The sequence below is a fragment of the Atlantibacter sp. MEI4A-1023 genome (assembly GCF_056155425.1).
This window is the reverse complement of record NZ_CM149568.1, coordinates 3,669,196-3,691,223: the sequence shown is the minus strand read 5'-3', so window position 1 is coordinate 3,691,223 and position 22,028 is coordinate 3,669,196. Positions and strand designations below refer to the sequence as shown.

Sequence of the window (22,028 nt, the reverse complement as noted above, 5' to 3'; positions counted from 1 at the left end):
GCAGTGTCAGTTCTGAATGATCTCAACCGTATGGTTTTGTCCATCATCCTTCAGCGGTATTCTGTCATCAGGGAGGAGAACACCATCCAGCGTCACGCAATATTCTGCATCGCCGCGTGAAACACTAATCTGATAATGGCTTTCACCATATTGATATGCCATAGAAAAAGACGACCACTCATCCGGTAACCTGGCATGAACACTAAAGTCAGTGCCGGAACGTTTTATCCCCAGTAATTCCTCGGTAAGTAAACGCCAGGCCCAGCCTGCGGAACCGGTATACCAGCTCCACCCTGCACGTCCGGTATGGGGAGCGACGCTGTAGACATCAGCACTCATGACATAAGGCTCAGCTTTATAAATCCCGACAGAGTCCGCATTCAGGGTATGATTTATAGGGTTGAGCATTGACCAGAGTTGCCAGGCTCGTCCGGCATTCCCCATTCGGGCAAAGGCCATCACTGCCCAGATGGCGCCATGCGTATACTGCCCTCCGTTTTCCCGCACGCCGGGCAGGTACCCCTGTATGTAGCCCGGATTTGGACCGTGTCCGTCGAAAGGAGGCGTTAACAGTTTGATCAGCCCTCCTTCGTTATCCACAAGGTGCTTATCCAGCGCCTGCATGGCCTTTGCGCACCGTCCCGGGCTCGCGGCGCCGGACAATACAGACCAGCTCTGCGCAATCGCATCAATCCGGCAGTCCTGTGAGGTTTTCGATCCCAGGGGAGTACCATCGTCAAAATACCCGCGCCGGTACCATTCCCCATCCCAGGCGTGGGCTTCGAGATTACTTTGCAGGCGCAGAGCCTGTGAACGGCACATCGCGGCGACGCTTTCATCCAGCCTGCGCTCCGCCAGCGCTGCAAACCGCTGCAAAATGTCGTACAGGAAGAAGCCCAGCCAGACGCTTTCACCTTTGCCTTCGATACCCACCCGGTTCATCCCGTCATTCCAGTCACCAGCCCCCATCAGCGGCAGGCCATGCTCCCCGAAGCGAAGTCCATAGTGAATAGCTTTGACGCAGTGTAACCAGAGTGTCTCTTCGGTGCCGCTGATGACCGGCGTGTCATAGACAGACTCTTCACCAGGCTGAAGCGAGCGTCCCTCCAGATAAGGAATGCGTATTTCCAGTGCATCCATATCCCCCGTCGTTTCAACATAGTGGCAAACAGCAAGTGGCAGCCAAAGATAGTCATCGGAACAGCGGGTACGCACACCGTTGCCGTGAGGCGGGTGCCACCAGTGCTGCACATCCCCCTCGATAAACTGCCGTGATGCACAGAGTATTATCTGTTCACGCATCCGGTCCGGAGCAGCGTGGCTCAGAGCCAGCGTATCCTGCAGCTGATCGCGAAAACCAAATGCACCGCCAGACTGATAGTAGCCACTCCGGGCCATAAGACGGCAGGCGACCGTCTGATACAACAGCCAGCCATTAACCAGTAAATTTACGGACTTGTCGGGGGTGTTAACTACGATTTTATCGAGAACATTGTGCCAGTGATTATGAATCCGGTTCAGCTCCTGGCGGACCGTATCCTCGTTCATGTAGCGGGCCAGCGTCTCCTGAGCACAAACATCATTCTCCTCTGCGCCGAGGATAAAAATAAACGTCCTCTGGTCCCCGTCAATTAATGTAACCGCCGATTGCACCGCTCCGCAGGGATCCAGACCGGCCCCCGTCTTACCAGAAAGCTTTTGCAGTTTCATAGCCGAAGGGGCGTGAAGGGAACCATTACGGCCAATAAACTCCCGGCGGTCCCCTGTCAGAGAACAGTCATTACCGCTGACGGCAAAAAATGTAGTTCGGCCGCCACCATTATCACCATAAAAGTTATTCGCAAGTATCCCGCAGCCGCCGGGCGTTCTGGCCACATGTGTCACAATGTGAGGGGCTGAGCGCGTTCGTGTTTCTCCGAGCGTCCACTCTACATAGCCTGTGACGGAAAGTTGACGTGTCCGTCCCGAAGAGTTACTGAGCGTCAGGAGCACCAGTTTAACCGGATCTTCTTCAGCAACCAGGACCGTCAACTCGCTGTCTATACCACTCTCACGATGGGCAAAAACGCTGTAGCCAAAACCATGGCGGGTCAGGTAATCACCGTGTCCGCGAACAGGTAAAGCCGTCGGCGACCAGCACTCCCCGCTCTCTTCATCGCGCAGGTAAAATGCCTCGCCGCTGCGATCGCTCACAGGATCGTTCTCCCACGGCGTCAACCGGTATTCATGGGCATTCTCATACCAGGTATAGGCCTGCCCTGCCTCTGAGATCACACTGCCAAAACGAGAATTTGCCAGTATGTTCGACCAGGGAGCCGGTGTAAGCGCATTTTCCCGAAGGACGATCTGATACTCCCGCCCATCCTGAGAAAATCCACCGTACCCATTGAAATGGCATAACTGACTGGTATCAGGGCTCCAGTCCGTATGTTGATTACGCTCGCGCACAGCACGCGGAATGAATGCCCTTGCCGGCGATTTCAGGGTATGAATACGCTGGTTAAGCTGCTCATTAATACCCCCTGCGCGGTCATCAAGATAAAGACAGGCCACGCTCATCAAAAGCAACTTATCCTCAGCGGAGAGATGCTCACCGTTGCGGACAAAAAGCCCGCCTTTTTTATCCAGCAGACTGGCTTCAGACCCGGCATAAATTAACTCCATAATCTGATTTTGTAATCCCTGCTGGTAGCCGCCGGGGCTGTTATTCAGGATAACTAAATCAACATCCAGCCCTTTCTGTCTCCAGTAACGGTGTGCCTGAATCAGTGTGGTCACTGAGGTGATACTTTCCTCGCTGGTTATACTCAGCAGCACTATCGGCAGATCCCCTGAAATTGCCCAGCCCCACAGTCCGGACTGGCCACGCCGGTTGCGGCCGATCGCCTGGCCTTCGGCGCGCAGCTCCTGGACAGGGTAAAGCACAGCGCTGGCGAGACTATTGAACAACGTGGCATCATCTTCACTGGCGTTCATCTGGCGCAATACCACCAGACTGTGAGACCAGGCCAGTTCAAAGACGCGATCGGCGATAGGGTAATCGCGATATTTCTCCAGCAACGCCAGGCTCTGCTGACGGGTCTCACTGATGCCATAAATGATATCAATCGTAACCGGCTGCCCCGGCTGCAGAATAATGGCGTTGCGAATTGCCAGTATCGGATCCAGCACCGAGCCCGACGTGTTGCCTAGCATCCCTCCCGTCTCTATTGCCTGTGCATTCGCAGGGTTTCTGCCACGTCCAATAAACCTTGCCCTGTCCGTTTCAAACGACACGTTATGTCGGTTATCGCCGTGCACCACCATCATGTGAAACAGGCAAGGGCCCGGTTCATTCGGTGAGCGCGGGCGCCGGTGGCAAAGAATAGCGTCACGCTCAGGAGCCAGCTCAGTCTGAATAAACAAATTGCTGAATGCCGGGTGTGCCAGATCGCTGGCATCAGGTGCCAGTACCACTTCAGCATAGGTTGTCAGCTCCAGAGAGCGAGGCTTGCGACCACGATGAATCAGTGTGAGCCGTCGCAATTCAACATCATCCTCCGGAGAGATCACCACCTGAGTTTTGACGCTGAGTCCCCCTAAGCTGCGTCTGAATTCTGCCCCCGCATCGGTGAACAACACTTCCTCGTCTTGTCCGCTGGTGTAGCCTGTTGGTTGCCAGGTATTGCTCCACACATCTCCCGTCTGGGTATCGCGGATGTAGCAGAATGCTCCCCAGTTATCACGGGTGGTATCACTGCGCCAGCGCGTTAGTGCAATATCATTCCAGCGACTGTAACCGCCGCCGCCCGCGGTCAACATCAGATGATAATGGCCGTTGGACAGGAGTTGAATATCCGGGGCGGGGGTATCCACGCTATAGAAAATACGGGGTTCATAGCGAACGGGTTTGACCATGCCCTCATGAGATTCAAAATGACGGCGCGGACTGTACAGATCGACCGCATCCGGCACGCGCTCCTGTAACAGCAGACTCGCTGACCGGAATACCGTACTGGACATAAAGCGTTCAGTCATGGGGGCATCAAGCAGCACATGAGCCAGCGCCTGAAATGCCATACCCTGGTGATGCGCCATCCAGGACTGTACCACCGCATAGAGCTGACCGGTTGCAAGACGTGAGGGGGTATAGTCCAGCGCTTCATAAAAACCGTATTCTCCGCATGCACCATTTTTTTGCAGCCTGAACAGGTTCTCACAGGCTTTCTGCGGGGAAACCATCAGCGCCAGCAGCGTGGCGTAAGGAGCGACAACCATGTCATCGGCAAGCCCCCTGCGTAGACCGAGCCCCGGTACGCCAAATGCCTGATACTGATAATTATGCTGAACATCAAAAGCATGATAGCCAGACTCTGAAACACCCCATGGTACCCCGCGTTCTTTCCCCCAGTGAATCTGGCGCATAACCGCCGACTGACTCATTTCATCGAGCAGGCTGCCGGGCCAGGTGGGCATCACCAGATTCGGCATCAGATATTCAAACATGGATCCGCTCCATGACATCAGGGCAGTTTCATTATCAATCGTGGTAAACAATCGACCCAGCGCGTACCAGCTTTTAAGAGGCAGCTGATTAGTCGCAATGGCAAGAAAACTGGTCAGGCGGATTTCAGACGGCAGGAGATCGTAGTGGCTCTTGTCAGGCATATTGGTGTCACAGTTATAACCGACGCTGAGCAGACTGGTTGCTTCACTGTACAGAAAGGCGAAATCCATCCGGGCATGCTCATCCAGCCGCTGTTCCAGCTCGGTGATAATATTGAGTCGCATTCGGGCCTGCTCCGCCACTGACGCCGGAGGCGTTCCTGTACCGGTTAATGTCGGACGGGCAAGCTCGCTCAGCGTCGGCAGCGTCTGTTCATTCCAGGATGCAGGCAACCAGCCAAGCAACAGAGACCACTCATGGCAAAGCTGAACCAGTTGATGCTCCAGATGTCCAGCCCAGCGCATCTGAAGAGGAGATCCCTGATGACATGCGCTGGTCAGATGGTTGCACTGGGTGCGCATGCTTTTCAGTTCGCTGAAAAGCGCCTGCGGAGAGAGCGACACCGCGTTCAGGCAATGCTTGCGCAGCAGTCTCAGGCTGTCAGGTGGGTTCTTACCCCACTGTTTTTCCAGAATATCCAGCGTATCGTTCAGTCCTGCCAGTATCTGTTGGTTGCTTAAAACAGGCTGATGACGCATGGCGGACAGGCCTGCACGCAGGGTCAATAAATGCCCGGCCATATTGCCGCTGTCGACGCTGGAGATATAGCGTGGACTTAGGGGGACCAGCGTACGGGTGTCATACCAGTTGTAGAGATGGCCCCGGTAGTGCTCCATTTGATCCATCGTGTCGAGCGTGAGCGACACGCGCCGGAGCACCTCTCCGCCGGGCAGGTAGCCAAAGTCCCATGCCGTCAGGTTAGCCATAAGGGAAAGACCAATATTGGTAGGAGAAGTTCGGTGTGCCACCGTCGGTTGTGGTATTTCCTGATAATTATCAGGCGGAAGCCAGTTCTCTTTTTCTGTGGCAAAGGTTTCAAAAAATGCCCAGATTTCACGACTTGTCTGGCGTAACAGCTGTTTTTGTTCCTGAGTTGGCGAAAAAACATTACGCACGGGCTGGCGACTCAGCCAGCTCATCAGCATCGGGGCCACACACCATACCAAACCGATCGGTAACGCAATCCACAGCAGCTGGGGGGCAAATTGTCCGGTCAGTATTGTCAGCGCCACGCCACCGGCAACGTTCAGCCACATCGCCTGATAAAAACGTGCAACAGCGGGTCTGGCCCGATCGCTGTCCTGACTGTGGCTTACCCACTGGCTGAGATGACGCCTGCTGATCCCCAGTCGCCATAGCGTCACGGCGATCGCTTTCAGCGAATATCCGGCTTCGTGCGGCAGTATCGCAAAATTAAGGCTGATACCTGACAGACGCTTTAGCGCGCCCGCCCCCACCAGTAAAAGATGCGGCTTCACGCGGCGACGCAGAGGTTTATGCAGAAGGTCGTGGCTAATGCAGAGGATGGCTGGCAACAGCCATATCAGCAACAGTATGCCCAGCCAGTAAACCGGATTGGGTACCCAAAGCAGAGCGAAGAACAGCAATATCAGTAAGGAGGGGGCGACCAGACTGCGACGTAGATTATCGAGTAATTTCCAGTAAGAAAGCGCGGTCAGCGGATTCCTGACCCGGGTTCCATCGGCTTTTCTGACGCGTGGTTTTAGCCAGTTAAGCAGTTGCCAGTCACCCCGGATCCAGCGTGAACGTCGTGCAACATCTGACAGATAATTATTAGGGTACTGTTCGTACAGCAACACCTCGCTCAGCAGACCCGAACGTGCATAGCATCCTTCAAGCAGATCGTGGCTGAGTACCAGATTTTCCGGGCAGATGTTGGTAGTGGCCTGCATAAAAATATCAACATCGTAAATCCCTTTGCCCACAAACGAGCCTTCCTCAAAGAGATCCTGATAAATATCCGAAGACATCATCGAATAAGGGTTATTGCCCGGTACGCTGCTGCGCAGGGCTGCGTAACGCCCCTGACCGTTGCGTGGTATCTCCTCCGCAAGACCGGGCTGTAAAATACCGAATCCTTTGACAACCCTCTGGCGTACCGGATCATACTCAGGCGTATTCAGCGGATGCGCCATCGTCGCGACGAGTTTGTGTGCCGTATCGCGCGGGAGCACCGTATCGCTGTCCAGGGTAATGACGTATTTTATGTGACCCGGTAAAAGGTGGGCAGGCATCTCTGCAACGCTGACGAATTGCGTTCCGGGATGGCGCAACCAGCTGTTCAGTAACGCCAGTTTTCCCCGCTTGCGTTCATAGCCCATCCACGCGCCTTCCGAGGGATTCCATTCAGGCTGACGATGTAACAGATAAAAACGTGGTCGGCTGGAGGGGTAGCGGCGATTAAGCGCCTGCGTATCGGCGATAGCCTGTCTGAGCAGCGCGTGACTTTCCGGCGAGGGTTCATTTTCAGAATCAGCAAAATCAGTGAGCAGCGCGAACCTGAGATTTTCGTTTTCATTCCCCAACCAGCAGACTTCAAGACTGGTGAGGAGCTGGCTGAAACTTTCGTGGCTGGTCAACATGCAGGGAATGACTAACATGGTGGCACTGTCAGCGGGAATACCGGCTGAAAAATCCATCCCCGGCAAGGGTCGAGGAACGCGAAAACGGGTGGTTGCATCACTGAGCAAATCGCTCATTAACTGAGTTAATGCGATAATCAGAGGTAATATCACCGCGATCAATAGCCAGTCTGCGCCCTGCATGGTGGTTTCGTGCAATATTGCTGCGGTCGCTGCGGTTGTCAGCAACGCCAGGCTTCCAAGCCATGACAGCAGGGTTATTCTGTTGAAACTGTGCCGCAAGCGTATGAGCCTTGAGGCGTCTGCCAGGAGATGAATATCCAGCGCCTGTCGACCTTCGCCCGCAAGATAATAACCAACATGATGTTCCGGTGTATCGGGCGCTTTTTCCTCTGAAAGCGCCAGCACCTTCTCAGCAACCTCAGGCTCGCTGAGACCGCTGTCCCTGGCCAGAACCTCAACTACGTGCCGGTAATGATCCCGGGTATTGAAGTGCATCCGGGGATAGATGCCGGCAGGATCATTGCGTAATGCCTGTTCGACAACGCTTATCGTTTCGGCGAAATCAGCCCAGTCCGTTTCACTCAATAAACGCAGGCCCGCGATGCTGTTACTGACGGACAGCTGGCTGGCGGCAAGCTGCTGATTGAAACTATGTATGAGAACGTCAGTGGTGATCCCCTGTTCCCGAAGGCACTGATCAACCCAGGTCAGAGGTAACGACAGCGCGTTGCCATGCCCCTGCAGGCGCCGTACCAGCTCTGCGACAAACGCACTGGTTAACGGAGGTCGGGAGCGCGCCATATCGGCAACCACCATGATTAAATCACCAGGCGCACTCTCTGCGCATTCGAAAATCCTGGTTATCCACGTATCAGCAATGTTTCTGTCCTGCTGCGCTTTTATCACTTCCATACTGATACGACGAAGATTTTCAATCAGCGCAAGGCGCAGCATTCCCGGTAACGCCCAGACTTCACCCAGCGTCAGCGGCGTCACCTGTTGATAGGCAGTGAGATAGCTGGTCAGGCTTGCGGCATCCCAGCGGCCATCGCCGTGAGCAATGGCCTCTGATGCAATATGATAAATTCGTGGGCAATTCAACGGCGATACCAGCGACGGAAGACCTTTGCCAAAGCTTTTCGGCAGATGCTGGCGGACAGTGCGGATTTGTTCCTCAATCAGATAATAATTGTCCAGCAGCCATTCAGCGGCAGGCATGATACTGGTCTTTTTACCCGCGTTAAGCTCATAGCAGTTTTGGGTAATGACGGCCTCATTGTCGCCAAGCCGTTTCAGAAGATAATAAGGATGCCTATCCGGTGATACTTTATGAGTCCGCGCCAGCTTCTGGCCGTAGCGTTCCATCTGGACGGTCGAAAAGAGTTCTGACCGCGGCGAGCTTTCACCGACAGGATCGTTCGCCGAAAACGTTATGTTTTCGGCAGCTTTCATCAGAATACGGGAGCGGTTAAACCACGCTCTAGGGATCATTTTCATAGCATTGCTCTGATGCGACGTTAGCGCGCAGGAGCAGTTGCGAAATCAGTTCAGAAACGTTCTCTCAGGATGGGCGTCAGGCATCAGGGATTTAACAGCTGCCGGAATCTAACATAAGTATAGGACATGAGCTCTGTTCTGCGGTTTTGGCCGAGCTAGCGTCGGGAGATAAACAGAGCCTTACATCCGGGGCAAAGCATGGTTTGGTTGAGCCGGATTTTTGACAACGGTTGTACTGATTTTAAGCCACAAACAGGACAGGCAGCAGTGGCAGTAGACGCACTGCTGAAGAATTTCATTGCGTAATTGATAACAGACATAACCATTAACCTTTCAATGAATGAGCTTCACTGTACCACATGTGGTTAAGTTTTAACCTATCTATTTTGACACACTGAAAATCAGGAAATATAAATGTTCGCAGCCACAGGCCCCCTGAGACCGTTTATCCGGCAAAACTCTATGCAGCTTCCAGGGATGAGTAATTCTGATTCGCGGGAGTTAACGGCTGAAATGTGAAGCAGAACGTCTTTTCGTCCATCAGAAGGGATGATGAGGCCTTTACCACTAAGAATATCAAAGCTTTTGACAATTCCTGTCATTTTATGGGACAAGTCAATTCCTTATTGAAAACAAGTAAAGACTATACATTGAAAATGGCATTCAGCCACTTTTATTTTCCCTACAGGACCTCTGGACGGCTAAAAGATAATTTGCTTATATCGATTCCCTATGCCTTAATGAATCCCATCAGTTCGATGTACGAATGAAAGTTAGAAATTTTCCGGGCAGTTCTCATTACCAGGCGCTATCGTTGATACCCCCTCTTTTTGAGTCCATACTTTTACTATCAATACAATGATGTATAACAGGAGTCAGTATGACCTCTAGAATTACAGGCCTGGTAAAATGGTTTAACGAAGACAAAAGTTTTGGCTTTATCTCTCCTCTTGATGGCAGCAAAGATATCGTTGTCCATTTTTCTGCGCTTAATGGCGACAACTTTAAAACTTTATTTGAAGGACAGAAAGTTGAATTCGCCATTCACCGCGGAGACAAGGGTCCTGCTGCTGCAAACGTAACACTTTGCGATAAATAAATCATTGTGGGTCTGCGATAACGATGAAGAATTATTCCTGAGTAGACAGATCCATAACTTAAATCAGATGAAAGTCGTTTATTCTTAATATCTGATCAGCATATTTTTCAAAATTATGAGTATGCTAACCGATGTGATGAAGTACAGTACTACTGCATAAAAAGTCTAAAAGCACAAGCTAACCACATGTTAAATAAGAAGTGTGTATGGCTTTGACCTTAATGGCATCTGCAAGTTAATATCCATGAGAGAACAGGGTAATAGAATATGATTAAAGTCCTTGTTTTCTTTAATGCTGAATCCTGTAAAGTCATGACCGTTCTGGAAGGTATATCGTCTATCAGGCAGGAATATCCAAACGGTGAAGAAACACATCTTCGGATTATGTCTGCAGGTTTTCCTTCCTTAACTGGCGATCATGATATTGTTTACGTGGCTACTGACAGGGAGTTAACGTCACAGGAGATACTTGATGCGGCCAGGAAATATTTATAGCATTTTTGTCATGCTCTCTGCTCCACGTTTAATTGCATGCTTACCCTATTTATCAGAATCGAACAAAAAATGAGTTAAAAACATTTATGGCCTGCTAACAGCAGGCTTTTTTTTTACATTACACTTTTTTAGAAACACCTCTATAAAGAGAGAGTAATTCGCTACCCTCTGACAAAATGCAGGTGTCTCTCCCCTGCGTGCCATCTTGCCATTTGTGAAAAACCTTGCTAAGTGGCGGCGCTGTCTCTCTTCATTTTAAATCTCATCAGGTGTAACTGAAGCAATAAGTTATGAGGGTATAAAAAGGCTCTCCGGATGACTCCTGGCATCATAGTTTTAAGTACCTTCAAAAATGCATGGACATTTCGTAGGAGTTAGAATTTAGTTCTTGCACATTCTTCTTAGTTTTGTCTTGCGATAAGAGATTTATATCAGTAGGCTAAACCTCGTTAATAACAATATGTACCAATCGGATTAAAATGCTCATTAAGAAAAATCGGGTTGATGAGCAACCGTCGACATTGGTATTTGCTGAAATTTTAAGAGGTCTCTTTATGTCAGATGCTCTCACACAGTTGAACAATATCCGAACCTGACGTACCCAGACTCGTGAAATGTCCTTAGATGTGCTGGAAGATGTTCTGGAAAAGCTTAAACTTATTCTTATAGAACGACGAGAAGAAGAGACATTACGTCTTGCAAATGAAAGTCAGCGCCGCGATAAACTGGAATCACTTCGTCAGATGATGCTTGATGAGGGTATCGACCCATCCGAACTTATGGCTGCTATTGGCTCTCCGGGTAAGGCTAAAAGAACGCGCTCCCCCCGCCCCGCGAAGTATCGATATACTGACGAAACTGGAGAGTCAAAAACATGGTCAGGTCAGGGGCGAATGCCGAAGCGGATCTCAAATCTGATTGCTGAAGGTGGGGAATTAAAAGATTTCGAAATCAGTTAAAAAGAGCCGGGTTATACCCGGTTCTTTTTTATAGGCCGCAAGTTGCCTTAGAGAATAGCCGAGAAACATTTATTTCCGTCGATGTAGCCGAGGAGCTGTTTAAAATCACAGTGCAGCTTAAGGGACAAACCGGTTATCTTGCTGATCGTTACAGCGAGCGAAATGAGAGCCATCAGGAGCTTTCATTCCGAGTCAATCAGGACAAAAAATAACGTATGTTCTTCGTGAATCCATACTGCATGAGCTTAACAACGTCTGCTATTGGTACGGAGCGGACCGACCAGCTTGTTGTCAGGTCCGCTTTGAGCGAAAAGCGGATGTTATGCCTGAAATAATGTTCCTTTAGTGTGAAGAGGATTTAAAGGAATAAGATAAAATTTACATGGCCGTCACCCAGTTAATCCCGAAATCCGGCCATGTAAGAACTTTCCAGGTTATGAAGGTAAGTTGATTCTAATTGTCATATTACGGTTAGGCCGTATTTAACGGATGTTAAACCAGCCAGTCGTTTCCTCAATTACGCGCCAGAGTTTCTGGGGTATAGCAAGTTGCTCTACGTCTGATGCAGCAATACTGAGAGCAATTTTTCCTTCAGCTTTGCCATCAACGAATTTAACCCAGTCTGGGTTCATAACCATACCCTGACCTACTGCCGTCAAAGATACCCCTGCTTTTACAGCATCCTCGGCCTGTTCTGGCGTTCGCAACTGCCCGGCAACAATCAGAGGTATACGTCCAGCAAGGTGATCGCGCACGATTTCGATGACTTTGGAGCCATTCGGTGCATCAACTGGTTTGGCTTCAAGTGCATTACCGAGTGATACATGAAGATAATCAATACCCTCATCGACCAGGCGGTCAACCAGCTGAAGCGACTCATCAATGCGCAACCCATCTTCGTAATGCTCATCCAGTGAAATGCGGTATCCCATCAGGAAGGGATCGGTTGCATGCTCAGCAATCGTTTTACGCACACTCTCAATGACGCTGAGCGGGAAACGCATACGGTTTTTAAGGGAGCCGCCCCATTGATCTTCTCTACGGTTGGAATGAGGTGAGAAAAAGTTCTGAAGTAAAAAACCATGAGCACCATGTAACTCAACACCATCAAATCCTGCTTCTATTGCACGACGAGTTGCTTCCCCGAAATCCTGAATAACAGTTTCGACTTCAGTGCATGTCAGTTCACGAGGGGTAACGGACGGTGCGAAAGGACCGGCGTCACCGGGAATAGCGCTTGCAGCTACAATATCCGAAACCAGTTTAGGGCTGGTTTTCACACCTGCATGGAATATTTGTAAGATTGCCGGTGCTCCACCGCTTTTAGCAGCAATAGCAAGGCGCTTTAAACCGGGAATAAATTTGTCGTCATACGCAGCAAACTCTCCCGTAAACCCAATGCCGTTTTCCTGAACATGTGTACAGCCAGTAATGACCAGCCCGATGTCCTGAACGCGTCGACGATAATATGCTTCTTCCTCATAAGATACCGTGCCGTCATCATTACCCGACCAGGTCGTCATCGGGGCCATCACAATACGGTTGCGCAGCGTCACACCTTTTCCAAGTGGAAATCTTTCAAGTAGTGGAGTTTGTTTCATGGAAAGTCATACCTATGCGAGATTTTTCTTGAAGAAAGGAGCCAGCTTACTCGCTGCAACCGTTGCACCCTGACCATCATAGAGGTCCATATGTGTTGCACCCGGAATGATATGCAGCGTTTTTTGGACAGAGGCCGAAGTGTTGTGTAATTCCTGGCTGTGCCAGAGCGATCCTGCTTTACTACCGGCTACAATCAGTAGTGGTTGTGTTAAATAGACATCAGCCCCTTCAAATCCGGTGAAAGACGCCAGCGTACTGATACTTGTCATCAGCATTTGATTGGTAGAAGTCGGATATTTTCCGCGTTCGGTCAGATAGTAGTCCGCAGCTTCCTGAAGATCTTTTGGTGCACTGGTATCACCCAATTTGGGTACATAGTTGACATAAACCGGTGCGCCGCCCGCTGCTTCTGCTGTACGCTGTTTAGCAACAGCATCCAGAGTCGAAATGAGTTCAGATTCAGATGTTGTTCCCTCCCAGCCTTTACGGGTCGCCGCTCCGACATCCACGGCACTGACTGTTGCCAGCGCTTTGATTCGACGTTCCGTCATTGACGCTTTAACCGTGATACCACTACCTGCACAAACACCTAATGCGCCAATGCGATTATTATCGACATAAGGGAGAGTCGTCAGGTAATCGACTGCGCTATAGAAATCGACAACGCGTTTCATGGGATCATCGATAAAGCGCGGTAATCCGCCACTGGCCCCCTGATGGGAGGCATCAAACGCCAGAGTGACAAATCCTTCTTTAGCCAGTTTTAGGGCATAAAGGCCAGCAGTCTGTTCCTTAACGCCACCACCTGGGTGGACAACGACAATAGCAGCGTATTGACGGTTTTCGCTGAAATCCGGAGGGACGTAGACGTTTCCGGACATCATTATTTCATTGTTCCGGAACAGGACGCTGCTGACTGTGACGCCATCTACGTGTGTCGTGGTGCCAGATGTACGAGGGGTAGGTGAGAGCAGGGCTGAAGCATGACCCGCCATCAGTAATCCTGCTGAGGCCACTGAACTCGTCAGGATAAAATTACGGCGACTTAACCCACCTGTTTTTTTACTCATTGCAAGACTCCTTCATATACATGATGGCGGCCCTGGCCGCTGAAAGAACATGGATTGTTTCAGCGGCCATCTTAATCTCTTTAGTATTGAGAAATTAGATGCTTAATTTCGCATGGGCTTAGAAGGAGGTTTTATTAATAGGGTTATAAGTAACTGAGTTCGATATGGACCAGGAAAAACAGTGCTCAAAGGTTATGGGGCACGGAGTGCTTCGAGCACAAGTGCAAATGCCGGAGAATGTTGTAGACGGCTGGGATAGTAAAGATGATAGGGAGGGCGCGGTGGACACCAGTCAGTAAGCACCTGGACTAACATCCCGTTTTCAAGGTAGTTCTCCACGGAATCTAGCGGCAGATAAGCAAGTCCCAGCCCATCTAGAGCGGCCTGCCTCATCATATTTATTGTGCTGAAAGTCGCTCGTCCATCAATACGGACCTTAATTTCCGTCTCATCCTTACGAAACTCCCAGGTATAGAATCCGCCATGAGTGGGCAGGCGTAATCTGATACAGCTATGATCTTTTAAATCACGAGGCGTTACCGGATGGGTTTTTCGCTTGAAATAAGAGGGCGCTGCGACCACTGCAAAACGGAAATCCTTGGCAAGAGGCAGGGAAACCATATCCATATCGACCTGTTCGCCCAACCGAACGCCAGCATCATAACGTTCAGCGACAATATCTTTAAGTCCGTACTCGCTGATAATTTCAATGTTGATATCGGGATACTCAAGCATCACCGGGGCGAGTTTAGGCCAGAGAATTGCATCGGCTGCATGTTCAACGGCAGTAATACGCACAGTACCGGCTGGTTTTTCTCGCAATCCGCTCAGCGCAGCTATCTCACTTTCAATTTCGTCAAAATGGGGTCCTATACGGGAAAGTAGCCGCTCGCCAGCTTCAGTCACAGAAACGCTACGCGTGGTACGGGTAAGAAGACGAAGACCAAGGTCAGCTTCTAGAGTCCTCACCGTGTAGCTCAGCGCCGACTGTGAGACACCTAACTGAGCGGCCGCTTTAGTGAAGCTTTTTTCTCGGGCCACGGCGATAAAAGCTTGATAATCGTTCACATTTTTACGGCGCATTTATTGACCAGGTCCTTTTGGATTAATATTTCTTTCTTATAAAATAATTCCTGGGGTGGAGGTTTGTCTATTGGTAACGATCCGACGTTCCTCATCCATGACAAATATCCATTAGCACTCACTAATGCTCAACTTCCGCTTTTGGCACAAAGCAGACCTTAAATGGCGTCTGAATCGCACAACACGTGATCTTTAAAGTCAGATAAGGAAGGCATTGATACAGAAGGGATTGAGCTGCGATGCTAGCAGTAATGGGTGGCAATAACTACGTTGTCGGAAAACTCTTGGCAAAAGCAACAGGTGAGGCCATTTGCAATGCCGCATCTCGTAACTCAGCATAACGTTTATCGAAAGCGGCTGGCTTCGTTCTCTCTACCTGATGGACCTTTATTTCCTTTAACCCCCCGTCGGGTTCTACTTCACGCCATGCAGCCGCCAGCAACGACATTACTTCCTGAATTCCATCCGATGCAGAAGAGTCATATCGGGGATGACTGCAAACACCCAAATTGAATAGCATCATCATTCGACATGTCGAGGTACTTTCTGCCTCCCACAACCAGCGAAGAAGAGTAGGCTGCGACGGTTTACCCGCTTCAATACGTATCTTTGAATAATCGCCAATTCTGCAATAGGCTTCAGCGTGAAAACGTAGCAACTGGGCATTATCTTGTCGTGAGTTATCGCAGGAGTGGCAATTCGCATACTGTAGAATAAACTCCAGCGCAGCCAGTCGTGGGTAATGATCAGTCGCCTGCTGCAACACTCTACGAATAAGCATGACATTATTACCACTAGAGTTCGTCTTTAACGCTCCATTTTCAGCGCAATTGTTCATCGGTTTCTCTTTCAGTAATGGAAATTAGGGGGCGCGTTTAAAAGGGGAAGGTTTGGCCAAACAGGTCGTTTTCTGCTTTTGAGGCGGGTTACTGTGTACGGGAAATTTTTATGTTTGGGCATGTAATGAAACCGGCTGATGCCATAAAGGTTTCAACATGCAGGAAATGAGATTCCTGCCCATTCGGAGCAAGAATCGGAACTACCGGGCCACTGCAGTGGAAGCAGTAGAGTTTCCAGACTGAGGGAGAGCGAAAATCTTCCGCGTTGACCAGATTCCCCCATTCATCGACCGCGCATTTAGCAGGTTTTTGTTTCATACCGATACCTCAAAATTTTTCTTGGGTAGCAGGTGATGCAGGCAAATCACCACACCACTGACCTTCTTGTAAAACCCTGTTGATGTGTTGCTGGAGACCTTCTCTGGCCTGTTGAAACTTGCTGGTATCGGCAGAGTTTGCTCTTTGGCAGTAGAGCAATGAGGCTTTACTTAACTGCTCAAGTGCTCTCAAACGCCAACCATGCCGCTCGGCATCATTGCAATACCCAAACAAGCTATCCCGGCAGATCTTCATTCGGGTGATGTATAAACGGTATTCCGCCACCTTTACCGTGATTGTGTTCTCCGGCTGTTTCATTTTTGATTTTTCTTGTTTGGCAGGTATTAGAAAGACCCGACAGGGGGCGCTGCCGGGTATAAATGGAGTTGTGGAGCTGTTGATGCAGTACAGGTTGGAGCGTCAGGCTTCCAGGGGGCTGGTCCAGTCATTGCAGAGAGGACATTGTTTGTCGCCGTAATACCGGTGCTTGCACAGCATGCAGCACCGGTTGCGTACTGTTGTTCGTTGTCGAAGTTAGTGTTTAACCCATTCCGGAACGGGGGCTGAGTAGTCAAGGGGGTTCAGTACATGGTAAGACTGCTGGCCACCTTAGAGGTTATGACGGTATTTACAACTGTTTGCGCTGGCAAAGGTGTTGTGATTCGCCAGCACATACCAGTAATGCAATGTGTTATCTGCCTCGATTTCCTGCACCAATTGTACACCGCAGAATTCGGATACCAGAGGAGCATGGTCGATGTAGTTTTCATCAGCCAGTTCCTTATCCGGTAATGTAACTGCGTAAGGGGCGCGGATGAAGTGGAGTTACATGTGGAAGATCTCTGCTAAGGGTGACAGGCTGTCCGATAGCATTTAAACGGTTAGCGAGGGCGGGATTCCGCCACGCGATCCTGCATCCAGGCTTCAACTTCACTTTTACGCCAGCGACTGCTACGTCCAAGTTTGACAGGTTTCGGAAATTGTCCGTTTTTAATGAGTTTGAAGAAAAATTTGTCAGTCATGTTCGTGTATGTGGTGATAAAAACCATATCGATTAGTGGATCATCTGCGTTCAGTATTGTTGCGGTAGTCGTCATACTGTTTTTGGTATTCATACGTTGATTCCCCCTCTGAATGGTTAGCTACGGGAGAAGACCGGCAGGGTTGAGTGACATTGCTCGCCGGTACTCCTTCAGAGGATGACGTTCGTCTGTAAAAAAATACCGACACCACTAACCTGCGATATGGAACTGCCTATTAGGATCCGGATACTCCACCAGCGGACACTGCTAAACAGTGAAGTCACAGGCTGTGTATCCGGGTAAAAGATGATGCTCCATCTAATGTAATCCCCCTCTGTACAGGTGCAATGGTTATAGGCGGCTTTTACGACCATTCAGCAACGAGGGTCTGAACTGACTGCATTCGAAGGAGTGTTTATCATCACCATTGCATTTGGAATAGCGCTTAGCCAGATAAAACATCCGCTGTTCCGCATCCGTACGCTGGAAAGTGTTGTTATTTTCAATCCACATACAGGGGAAGTCAGATGGAAAACTGGCAAGGTTTGCGTACAATTCAATGGGTAATTTAATTGCACTACACCATGATCTCTGGATTAAATTTGCAAGCGTTCCAGGCCCTGAATCAGGAAGGGTGTAATTACCCAACTGATGAAACGTGTTTTTATTGAGCATCAGAACGACGTGGTAATGTTTGTTTCCATTGCGGGGACCAAACTCTCGTGCCCAGATATAATGCAGCATAGTCGGATGCACACGTTTACCTTCCGAACGCTTGTAATCAATGTAGGCGTTAATCTGGTATTTCAGGGCATCAATAAAACGTGAAATTGCTTTATCATCATCACGACCTGTTCCGTTTAGTGGAAATCTTAACGTGACAAAGAAACAGGCCAACTGGGAATGAATGCTGACTGCAGAGTTGACTGTTTGCAGAATACGTGCGATGTATGGCGGATGGTAAGAGTAATTAACGGACACGACTGACTCCGGTTGGAGATGATTTATTCTGGTTGGCTTTCCCATCAGAAACGCAATGATAAATCCTGAGTGAATTTTATTGATGAGGCATGACTAAGTGACTATGCTTTTTATAAGCACGGTGAGTGTCGCTGGTTAAATAATACTCATAATCAAGAGGGGCTAATAGCCAATAGGTATTGATGACTAAGGTATGTTATTACTGGTTAAAGTGTATTGATACTGATTGTTATATATCATTAATTTAATATATTTATATCCGACATGGCGTGGGCGTTAATTTACGTCTGGCATGGTTGATTTCTCTGGTTCTATTATATCTGAATGAATAAAGCAGATTCTGGAGTTATTTATCCACCTCACCATCATCTGACATTAACTCTATTTTGCAACCATCCCTCAATCTCGCTTTTAAGCCATCGCGAGCTGCGACCCAGTTTAATTGGCCCGGGTAAGTGACCGAGCTGAATTTGTCGGTAGACCCACTTATCACTTACACCGCAAAAGGCGGTGATAAAAGCCATGTCTACAAGCTGGTCGTTTAGTACAGATGTTGATGCAGGGCCACTGGCCAGTGTCGGATGAGTTCTGTTTGTCATGGTGATGCTCCCGTGAGTTAGTGTGATTTAGGGAGAGGGCCAGTTACTACTGGTGGGGTAACGGGTGTCCTTCTCATACCATACCCTAGGGTGTGAAAATTTACTTTATTTCCTTTGCTTAGGTTTGTACTGGCCCAAAGTACAGCCCTGAGAGCTGCCTGGTATCGTAACCAATCAAAAAGTTAAGCAGGCATATGTGATGGTATGCTGATTGAATTACCTGTATGAGAGCAAGTTTTTAAAGGTATGTGAATTTTAATTAACGGTATTTTTAAGGTATTGAGAGGGTATTTAATCGATATTGACACGGTACTAAGCAACGTTATAATTATCTGACAGAGTACACTTGATGGTTTTTTGAACGTTTGATGCGAAGCCATCTACTCCTTCATGAGGAAGAATGTCGGTGACGGAAAAAACAGGAAAAGACTCAAATTATCGAAATGCTAATGAAGAGATATCCAGCCGAAAACGGCGCTTTGTCCAGAAGAAAAGGATAGAGAGTTTTATATCTGGCAAGACAACGGAACCCCTAAAACGAGAATCATTTCAGGATAATTCAGAAGTGAACCTTCTTGACTGGATTAAAGGAGAACGTGCTATTTTTTTTGCCTGGGTTTACGTTAAATGTGCTACCTGCGATATTCTGGGTATCAAATTTCCAGAGCTTGGACTAGATGGCAGCCCTTATAAGACACTTTCTCTCCCAGAGAACCCTGTTACCAGCAAAGAAAGATTATCAATTATTCAGCGTTGGTTTTGTGAGATAGAAAAAAGTGTTGATTTTCGTTCAGCATGCGAAATAATGCTTCAGATGCGCACAGAATGGCTTTATATTCAAGAGAATATCAATCCTGTAAACTGGATAAGAAAAACGGATGTACATATCCGATGGTTATGGGGACGTCTTAAAAAAGATGAACTCTTCACAGATGGCTTCCTTTCCTGGTTTAACCCCGCAAATCCTAGTGAGCGTTTACTTGCGATTAATGCCGCGATTGACTTTTTTACGCCCAGTCAAACTTTAGATGTTCAAAAATTTACCAGACTTAAAAACAACTTCGTCTCTCGTGAAAAAAGAAATTACAACGCACACACTGCTTTTAAAGCTAAAAAAACATGTCAGGTAAGTGTGGGTTTATCTCCGGATGCGAAAATCATGCTGGATAAACTTGTCAAGTCAGGTGGTAAAACTCAGAGCGCGACAATCGAATGGTTAATCCGTGACAGGTGGACGACAACTAGCTCAGTTCAAGATGTAAGTGAACAGCAGGAGATAAATACTCGATTCGGTAATGATTAAGATCTTTGCTGTGGTTTCATGTAAGGATGATGCGCTATTGCTTATTGTCATCCTTTTTTAACAATCTTTTATATGCATTCGATAGAAAACGCTTGTCTATATCACTGATGTATTCTGATATTTTTTTCTGTTGATTTAAAAATTGCTCTTCAATGTAATTATTTTTGGCTTCAACGCTATTGTATATTTCTTTTCTGTTTTCCCAGTTATCTGAAAAGAAAGCAGTAAATAAATCTTCCTTGTCACTGTAGTACATAAAGGCAAAAAATAATGCTTTAGCTATTCTCTCCTTCCCACATGCATCACGAATATATTTTATCAGATTACGAATCCTGTCTGATTCTTGATGAAAGCCCAGTCTGTTGCACTCAAGCCACAAAAGTGTAAAGACAGGAGCGGGCTGGCTATTGAGGTTTACCCCTGGATGAAGCGTTTTCGGATGCACTGGTTTTAGCTCATCAGGAAAAAGTTCAGCAAGAGCGATGTCAAGTTTTTGCCTGTCACCACACGAATTTCGCAGAGCGGCATAGAGACTTCCTTTAAACTCTCCAGGAGTGTTACTTACGGGAAACTGTCGGACATACTCATCACGTTGCATGAAGGCATCAGCTTTTCGTCTGATGAACTTTGGAACAATAGCAAAATTGTGTGGCCAGGGTTGCCTTACTCTCGGCAGGGCACATATCTCCAGCTCAATGACGCCACTGGATTCAGCCTTAAATCTCTCAACGACGGCATAGAGCTGATACAGATGTACCACATCCGCAAAATTGAAATTATTCGGGCCTGTTTTTTCCGTACCAGAAAACAAACCCGGGACACACACTTTGCCACTGCGCTTTAGCATTTGCTGAACATTTAGCCATGCTCTGCTGCTTTTGATCTTTCTCGCGAGTGCAGGAGTTCCTGCTTCCCTGAATTTTTGTTGACGTAATTCCCTTTTATTTAACATTAAGCAATCAACCCATCCATTCCAGAATATTTCACAGCCATATTACCTCCTTGAACAGCCAATTAATCAACTATTGGCATAGCTTTTTCACAGGAGTAAATCATGCCTCAAATCCCCGACCCGCAGGATACAAGCAATGTTCTGCGCACCTGTCTTAATCTCTTACCCCCGCATTCTGCTGAACGTATTCTTTCCCGCCTCCAGGAGGCGATTCGCTATGAACCCATGATAGGCATAATGGGCAAAAGTGGTGCGGGCAAGAGTTCATTATGCAACGCGCTTTTTCAGCAACCCGTTTGCCTGACCAGTGATTTGCTCGGTTGCACCCGGGAACCCCAGCGGCTGATCCTGGATGTGGGTAATCGTTGTATGACACTGGTGGATTTACCGGGTGTGGGTGAGACACCGGAATACGACGAGGAATATCTGGCTCTCTATAAGGCGTTGCTGGCAGAGCTGGATTTGATTATCTGGGTGCTGCGTGCCGATGACCGTGCCCGGGCAACAGATATCAGTGCGTACAGGGCACTGATGGAAGCAGGTGCCGATCCTTCACGTTTCCTGTTTGTACTGACTCAGGCCGATCGCATTCCGCCCGTCAGGGGTGGGGAGCCATGGGAAGAAATACCTTCTTCTGAGCAATGCCTTTCACTGGCTGCAGTCAGTGCTCAGGTTGCCGGTCAGTTGCCGTCCTCTTTCCCGGTCATGGCTGTCTCTGCACATACCGGCTATAACCTGCCCGCCCTGGTGGAGTTGATGGTGCATGCCTTGCCCGTACAGGCCAGCAGTGCCGTGTATTGCCAGCTGAAACCAGAGCATCAGACTCCGGACACTGATGCCGCTGTACGGCAGCAGTTTGGTGAGGCAGCGGGTAAGGCTTTTGACACGGTGATTAATCCTGACCACCTACCTTCTGTCTGGACTGCTCTGTTAAGGAGTATCCGACAAAAGTTAGTGCAACTTGCCACGGCATTATGGGACCGAATATTTGGCTGATATCCGCCGCTTTACCGCTCAATTACCACATTCAAAAAACAGTATATTGATCTGTAAAAACGATCGATAATAAGATATCGATCGTTTTTATCTATTAAAATATCGATGTATTAGCTCCCTA

General features: G+C 48.7%; 17 protein-coding genes and 1 pseudogene. 6 read left to right on the top strand and 12 right to left on the bottom strand.

Annotated features, from left to right (window positions below):
- Window positions 1–6: 6 nt before the first annotated feature.
- From ACVV26_RS17455 to cspF, 3 genes are all read right to left on the bottom strand, one after another.
- The gene (locus ACVV26_RS17455) at window positions 7–8,589 is read right to left on the bottom strand and encodes a glycoside hydrolase family 94 protein (protein WP_474798494.1); all 8,583 of its coding nucleotides are present in this window, start codon (window positions 8,587–8,589) and stop codon (window positions 7–9) included.
- A gap of 155 nt (window positions 8,590–8,744) precedes the next feature.
- On the bottom strand, window positions 8,745–8,909 hold the full coding sequence (locus ACVV26_RS17450) for a YnfU family zinc-binding protein (protein WP_213076230.1): 165 nt from the start codon (window positions 8,907–8,909) through the stop codon (window positions 8,745–8,747).
- An 81-nt stretch (window positions 8,910–8,990) separates the two neighbouring features.
- The gene (cspF, locus tag ACVV26_RS17445; RefSeq protein ID WP_474798492.1) at window positions 8,991–9,203 is read right to left on the bottom strand and encodes a cold shock-like protein CspF; all 213 of its coding nucleotides are present in this window, start codon (window positions 9,201–9,203) and stop codon (window positions 8,991–8,993) included.
- Window positions 9,204–9,469: 266 nt separating this feature from the next.
- Here cspF and ACVV26_RS17440 point away from each other — a divergent pair, with 266 nt between their 5' ends.
- The 4 genes and pseudogenes from ACVV26_RS17440 to ACVV26_RS17425 form a co-directional block, all read left to right on the top strand.
- Entirely contained in the window at window positions 9,470–9,688 is a 219-nt protein-coding gene (locus tag ACVV26_RS17440; protein WP_474798490.1) for a cold shock domain-containing protein, read from the top strand.
- Between the two features lie 267 nt (window positions 9,689–9,955).
- Window positions 9,956–10,183, top strand: coding sequence for a hypothetical protein (locus tag ACVV26_RS17435; RefSeq protein WP_086533269.1), 228 nt, complete (start codon window positions 9,956–9,958; stop codon window positions 10,181–10,183).
- Between the two features lie 614 nt (window positions 10,184–10,797).
- Window positions 10,798–11,142: an H-NS family nucleoid-associated regulatory protein gene (locus ACVV26_RS17430; protein ID WP_474798488.1), complete on the top strand. Its 345-nt coding sequence runs from the start codon at window positions 10,798–10,800 to the stop codon at window positions 11,140–11,142.
- A gap of 77 nt (window positions 11,143–11,219) precedes the next feature.
- Window positions 11,220–11,354: pseudogene (locus ACVV26_RS17425) on the top strand (arsenical resistance protein ArsH); the annotation flags it as partial.
- 270 nt (window positions 11,355–11,624) lie between these two features.
- On the opposite strand, the gene ACVV26_RS17420 reads toward ACVV26_RS17425, so the two are convergent.
- The 8 genes from ACVV26_RS17420 to ACVV26_RS17385 all read right to left on the bottom strand — a co-directional run bounded on the left by ACVV26_RS17420 (window position 11,625) and on the right by ACVV26_RS17385 (window position 18,581).
- Window positions 11,625–12,743, bottom strand: a complete 1,119-nt coding sequence (locus ACVV26_RS17420; protein ID WP_242389631.1) for an NADH-dependent flavin oxidoreductase — start codon at window positions 12,741–12,743, stop codon at window positions 11,625–11,627.
- A 12-nt stretch (window positions 12,744–12,755) separates the two neighbouring features.
- A complete protein-coding gene (locus tag ACVV26_RS17415) occupies window positions 12,756–13,814 on the bottom strand; it encodes an alpha/beta hydrolase (protein WP_242389632.1) in 1,059 nt (352 codons plus the stop codon).
- Window positions 13,815–14,006: 192 nt separating this feature from the next.
- A complete protein-coding gene (locus ACVV26_RS17410) occupies window positions 14,007–14,897 on the bottom strand; it encodes a LysR family transcriptional regulator (RefSeq protein ID WP_474798486.1) in 891 nt (296 codons plus the stop codon).
- Window positions 14,898–15,162: 265 nt separating this feature from the next.
- Entirely contained in the window at window positions 15,163–15,735 is a 573-nt protein-coding gene (locus tag ACVV26_RS17405; RefSeq protein ID WP_474798484.1) for a UCP030791 family putative phage-derived protein, read from the bottom strand.
- A 328-nt stretch (window positions 15,736–16,063) separates the two neighbouring features.
- On the bottom strand, window positions 16,064–16,372 hold the full coding sequence (locus ACVV26_RS17400; RefSeq protein WP_326924973.1) for a hypothetical protein: 309 nt from the start codon (window positions 16,370–16,372) through the stop codon (window positions 16,064–16,066).
- A gap of 563 nt (window positions 16,373–16,935) precedes the next feature.
- Window positions 16,936–17,151: a helix-turn-helix transcriptional regulator gene (locus ACVV26_RS17395; RefSeq protein ID WP_370612354.1), complete on the bottom strand. Its 216-nt coding sequence runs from the start codon at window positions 17,149–17,151 to the stop codon at window positions 16,936–16,938.
- A gap of 276 nt (window positions 17,152–17,427) precedes the next feature.
- Entirely contained in the window at window positions 17,428–18,057 is a 630-nt protein-coding gene (locus ACVV26_RS17390; RefSeq protein WP_474798483.1) for a YagK/YfjJ domain-containing protein, read from the bottom strand.
- 365 nt (window positions 18,058–18,422) lie between these two features.
- Window positions 18,423–18,581, bottom strand: coding sequence for a helix-turn-helix transcriptional regulator (locus tag ACVV26_RS17385; RefSeq protein ID WP_321033251.1), 159 nt, complete (start codon window positions 18,579–18,581; stop codon window positions 18,423–18,425).
- Window positions 18,582–19,056: 475 nt separating this feature from the next.
- Between ACVV26_RS17385 and ACVV26_RS17380 the strand changes: the two genes are divergently transcribed.
- A complete protein-coding gene (locus ACVV26_RS17380; protein WP_474798481.1) occupies window positions 19,057–19,959 on the top strand; it encodes a hypothetical protein in 903 nt (300 codons plus the stop codon).
- A 34-nt stretch (window positions 19,960–19,993) separates the two neighbouring features.
- On the opposite strand, the gene ACVV26_RS17375 is transcribed toward ACVV26_RS17380, so the two are convergent.
- Complete coding sequence (locus ACVV26_RS17375; protein ID WP_474798480.1) at window positions 19,994–20,911, bottom strand: hypothetical protein; 918 nt, start codon at window positions 20,909–20,911, stop codon at window positions 19,994–19,996.
- Window positions 20,912–21,013: 102 nt separating this feature from the next.
- On the opposite strand from ACVV26_RS17375, the gene ACVV26_RS17370 reads away from it, so the two are divergent.
- The gene (locus tag ACVV26_RS17370; protein WP_474798478.1) at window positions 21,014–21,907 is read left to right on the top strand and encodes a GTPase family protein; all 894 of its coding nucleotides are present in this window, start codon (window positions 21,014–21,016) and stop codon (window positions 21,905–21,907) included.
- The last annotated feature ends 121 nt before the right edge of the window (window positions 21,908–22,028 follow it).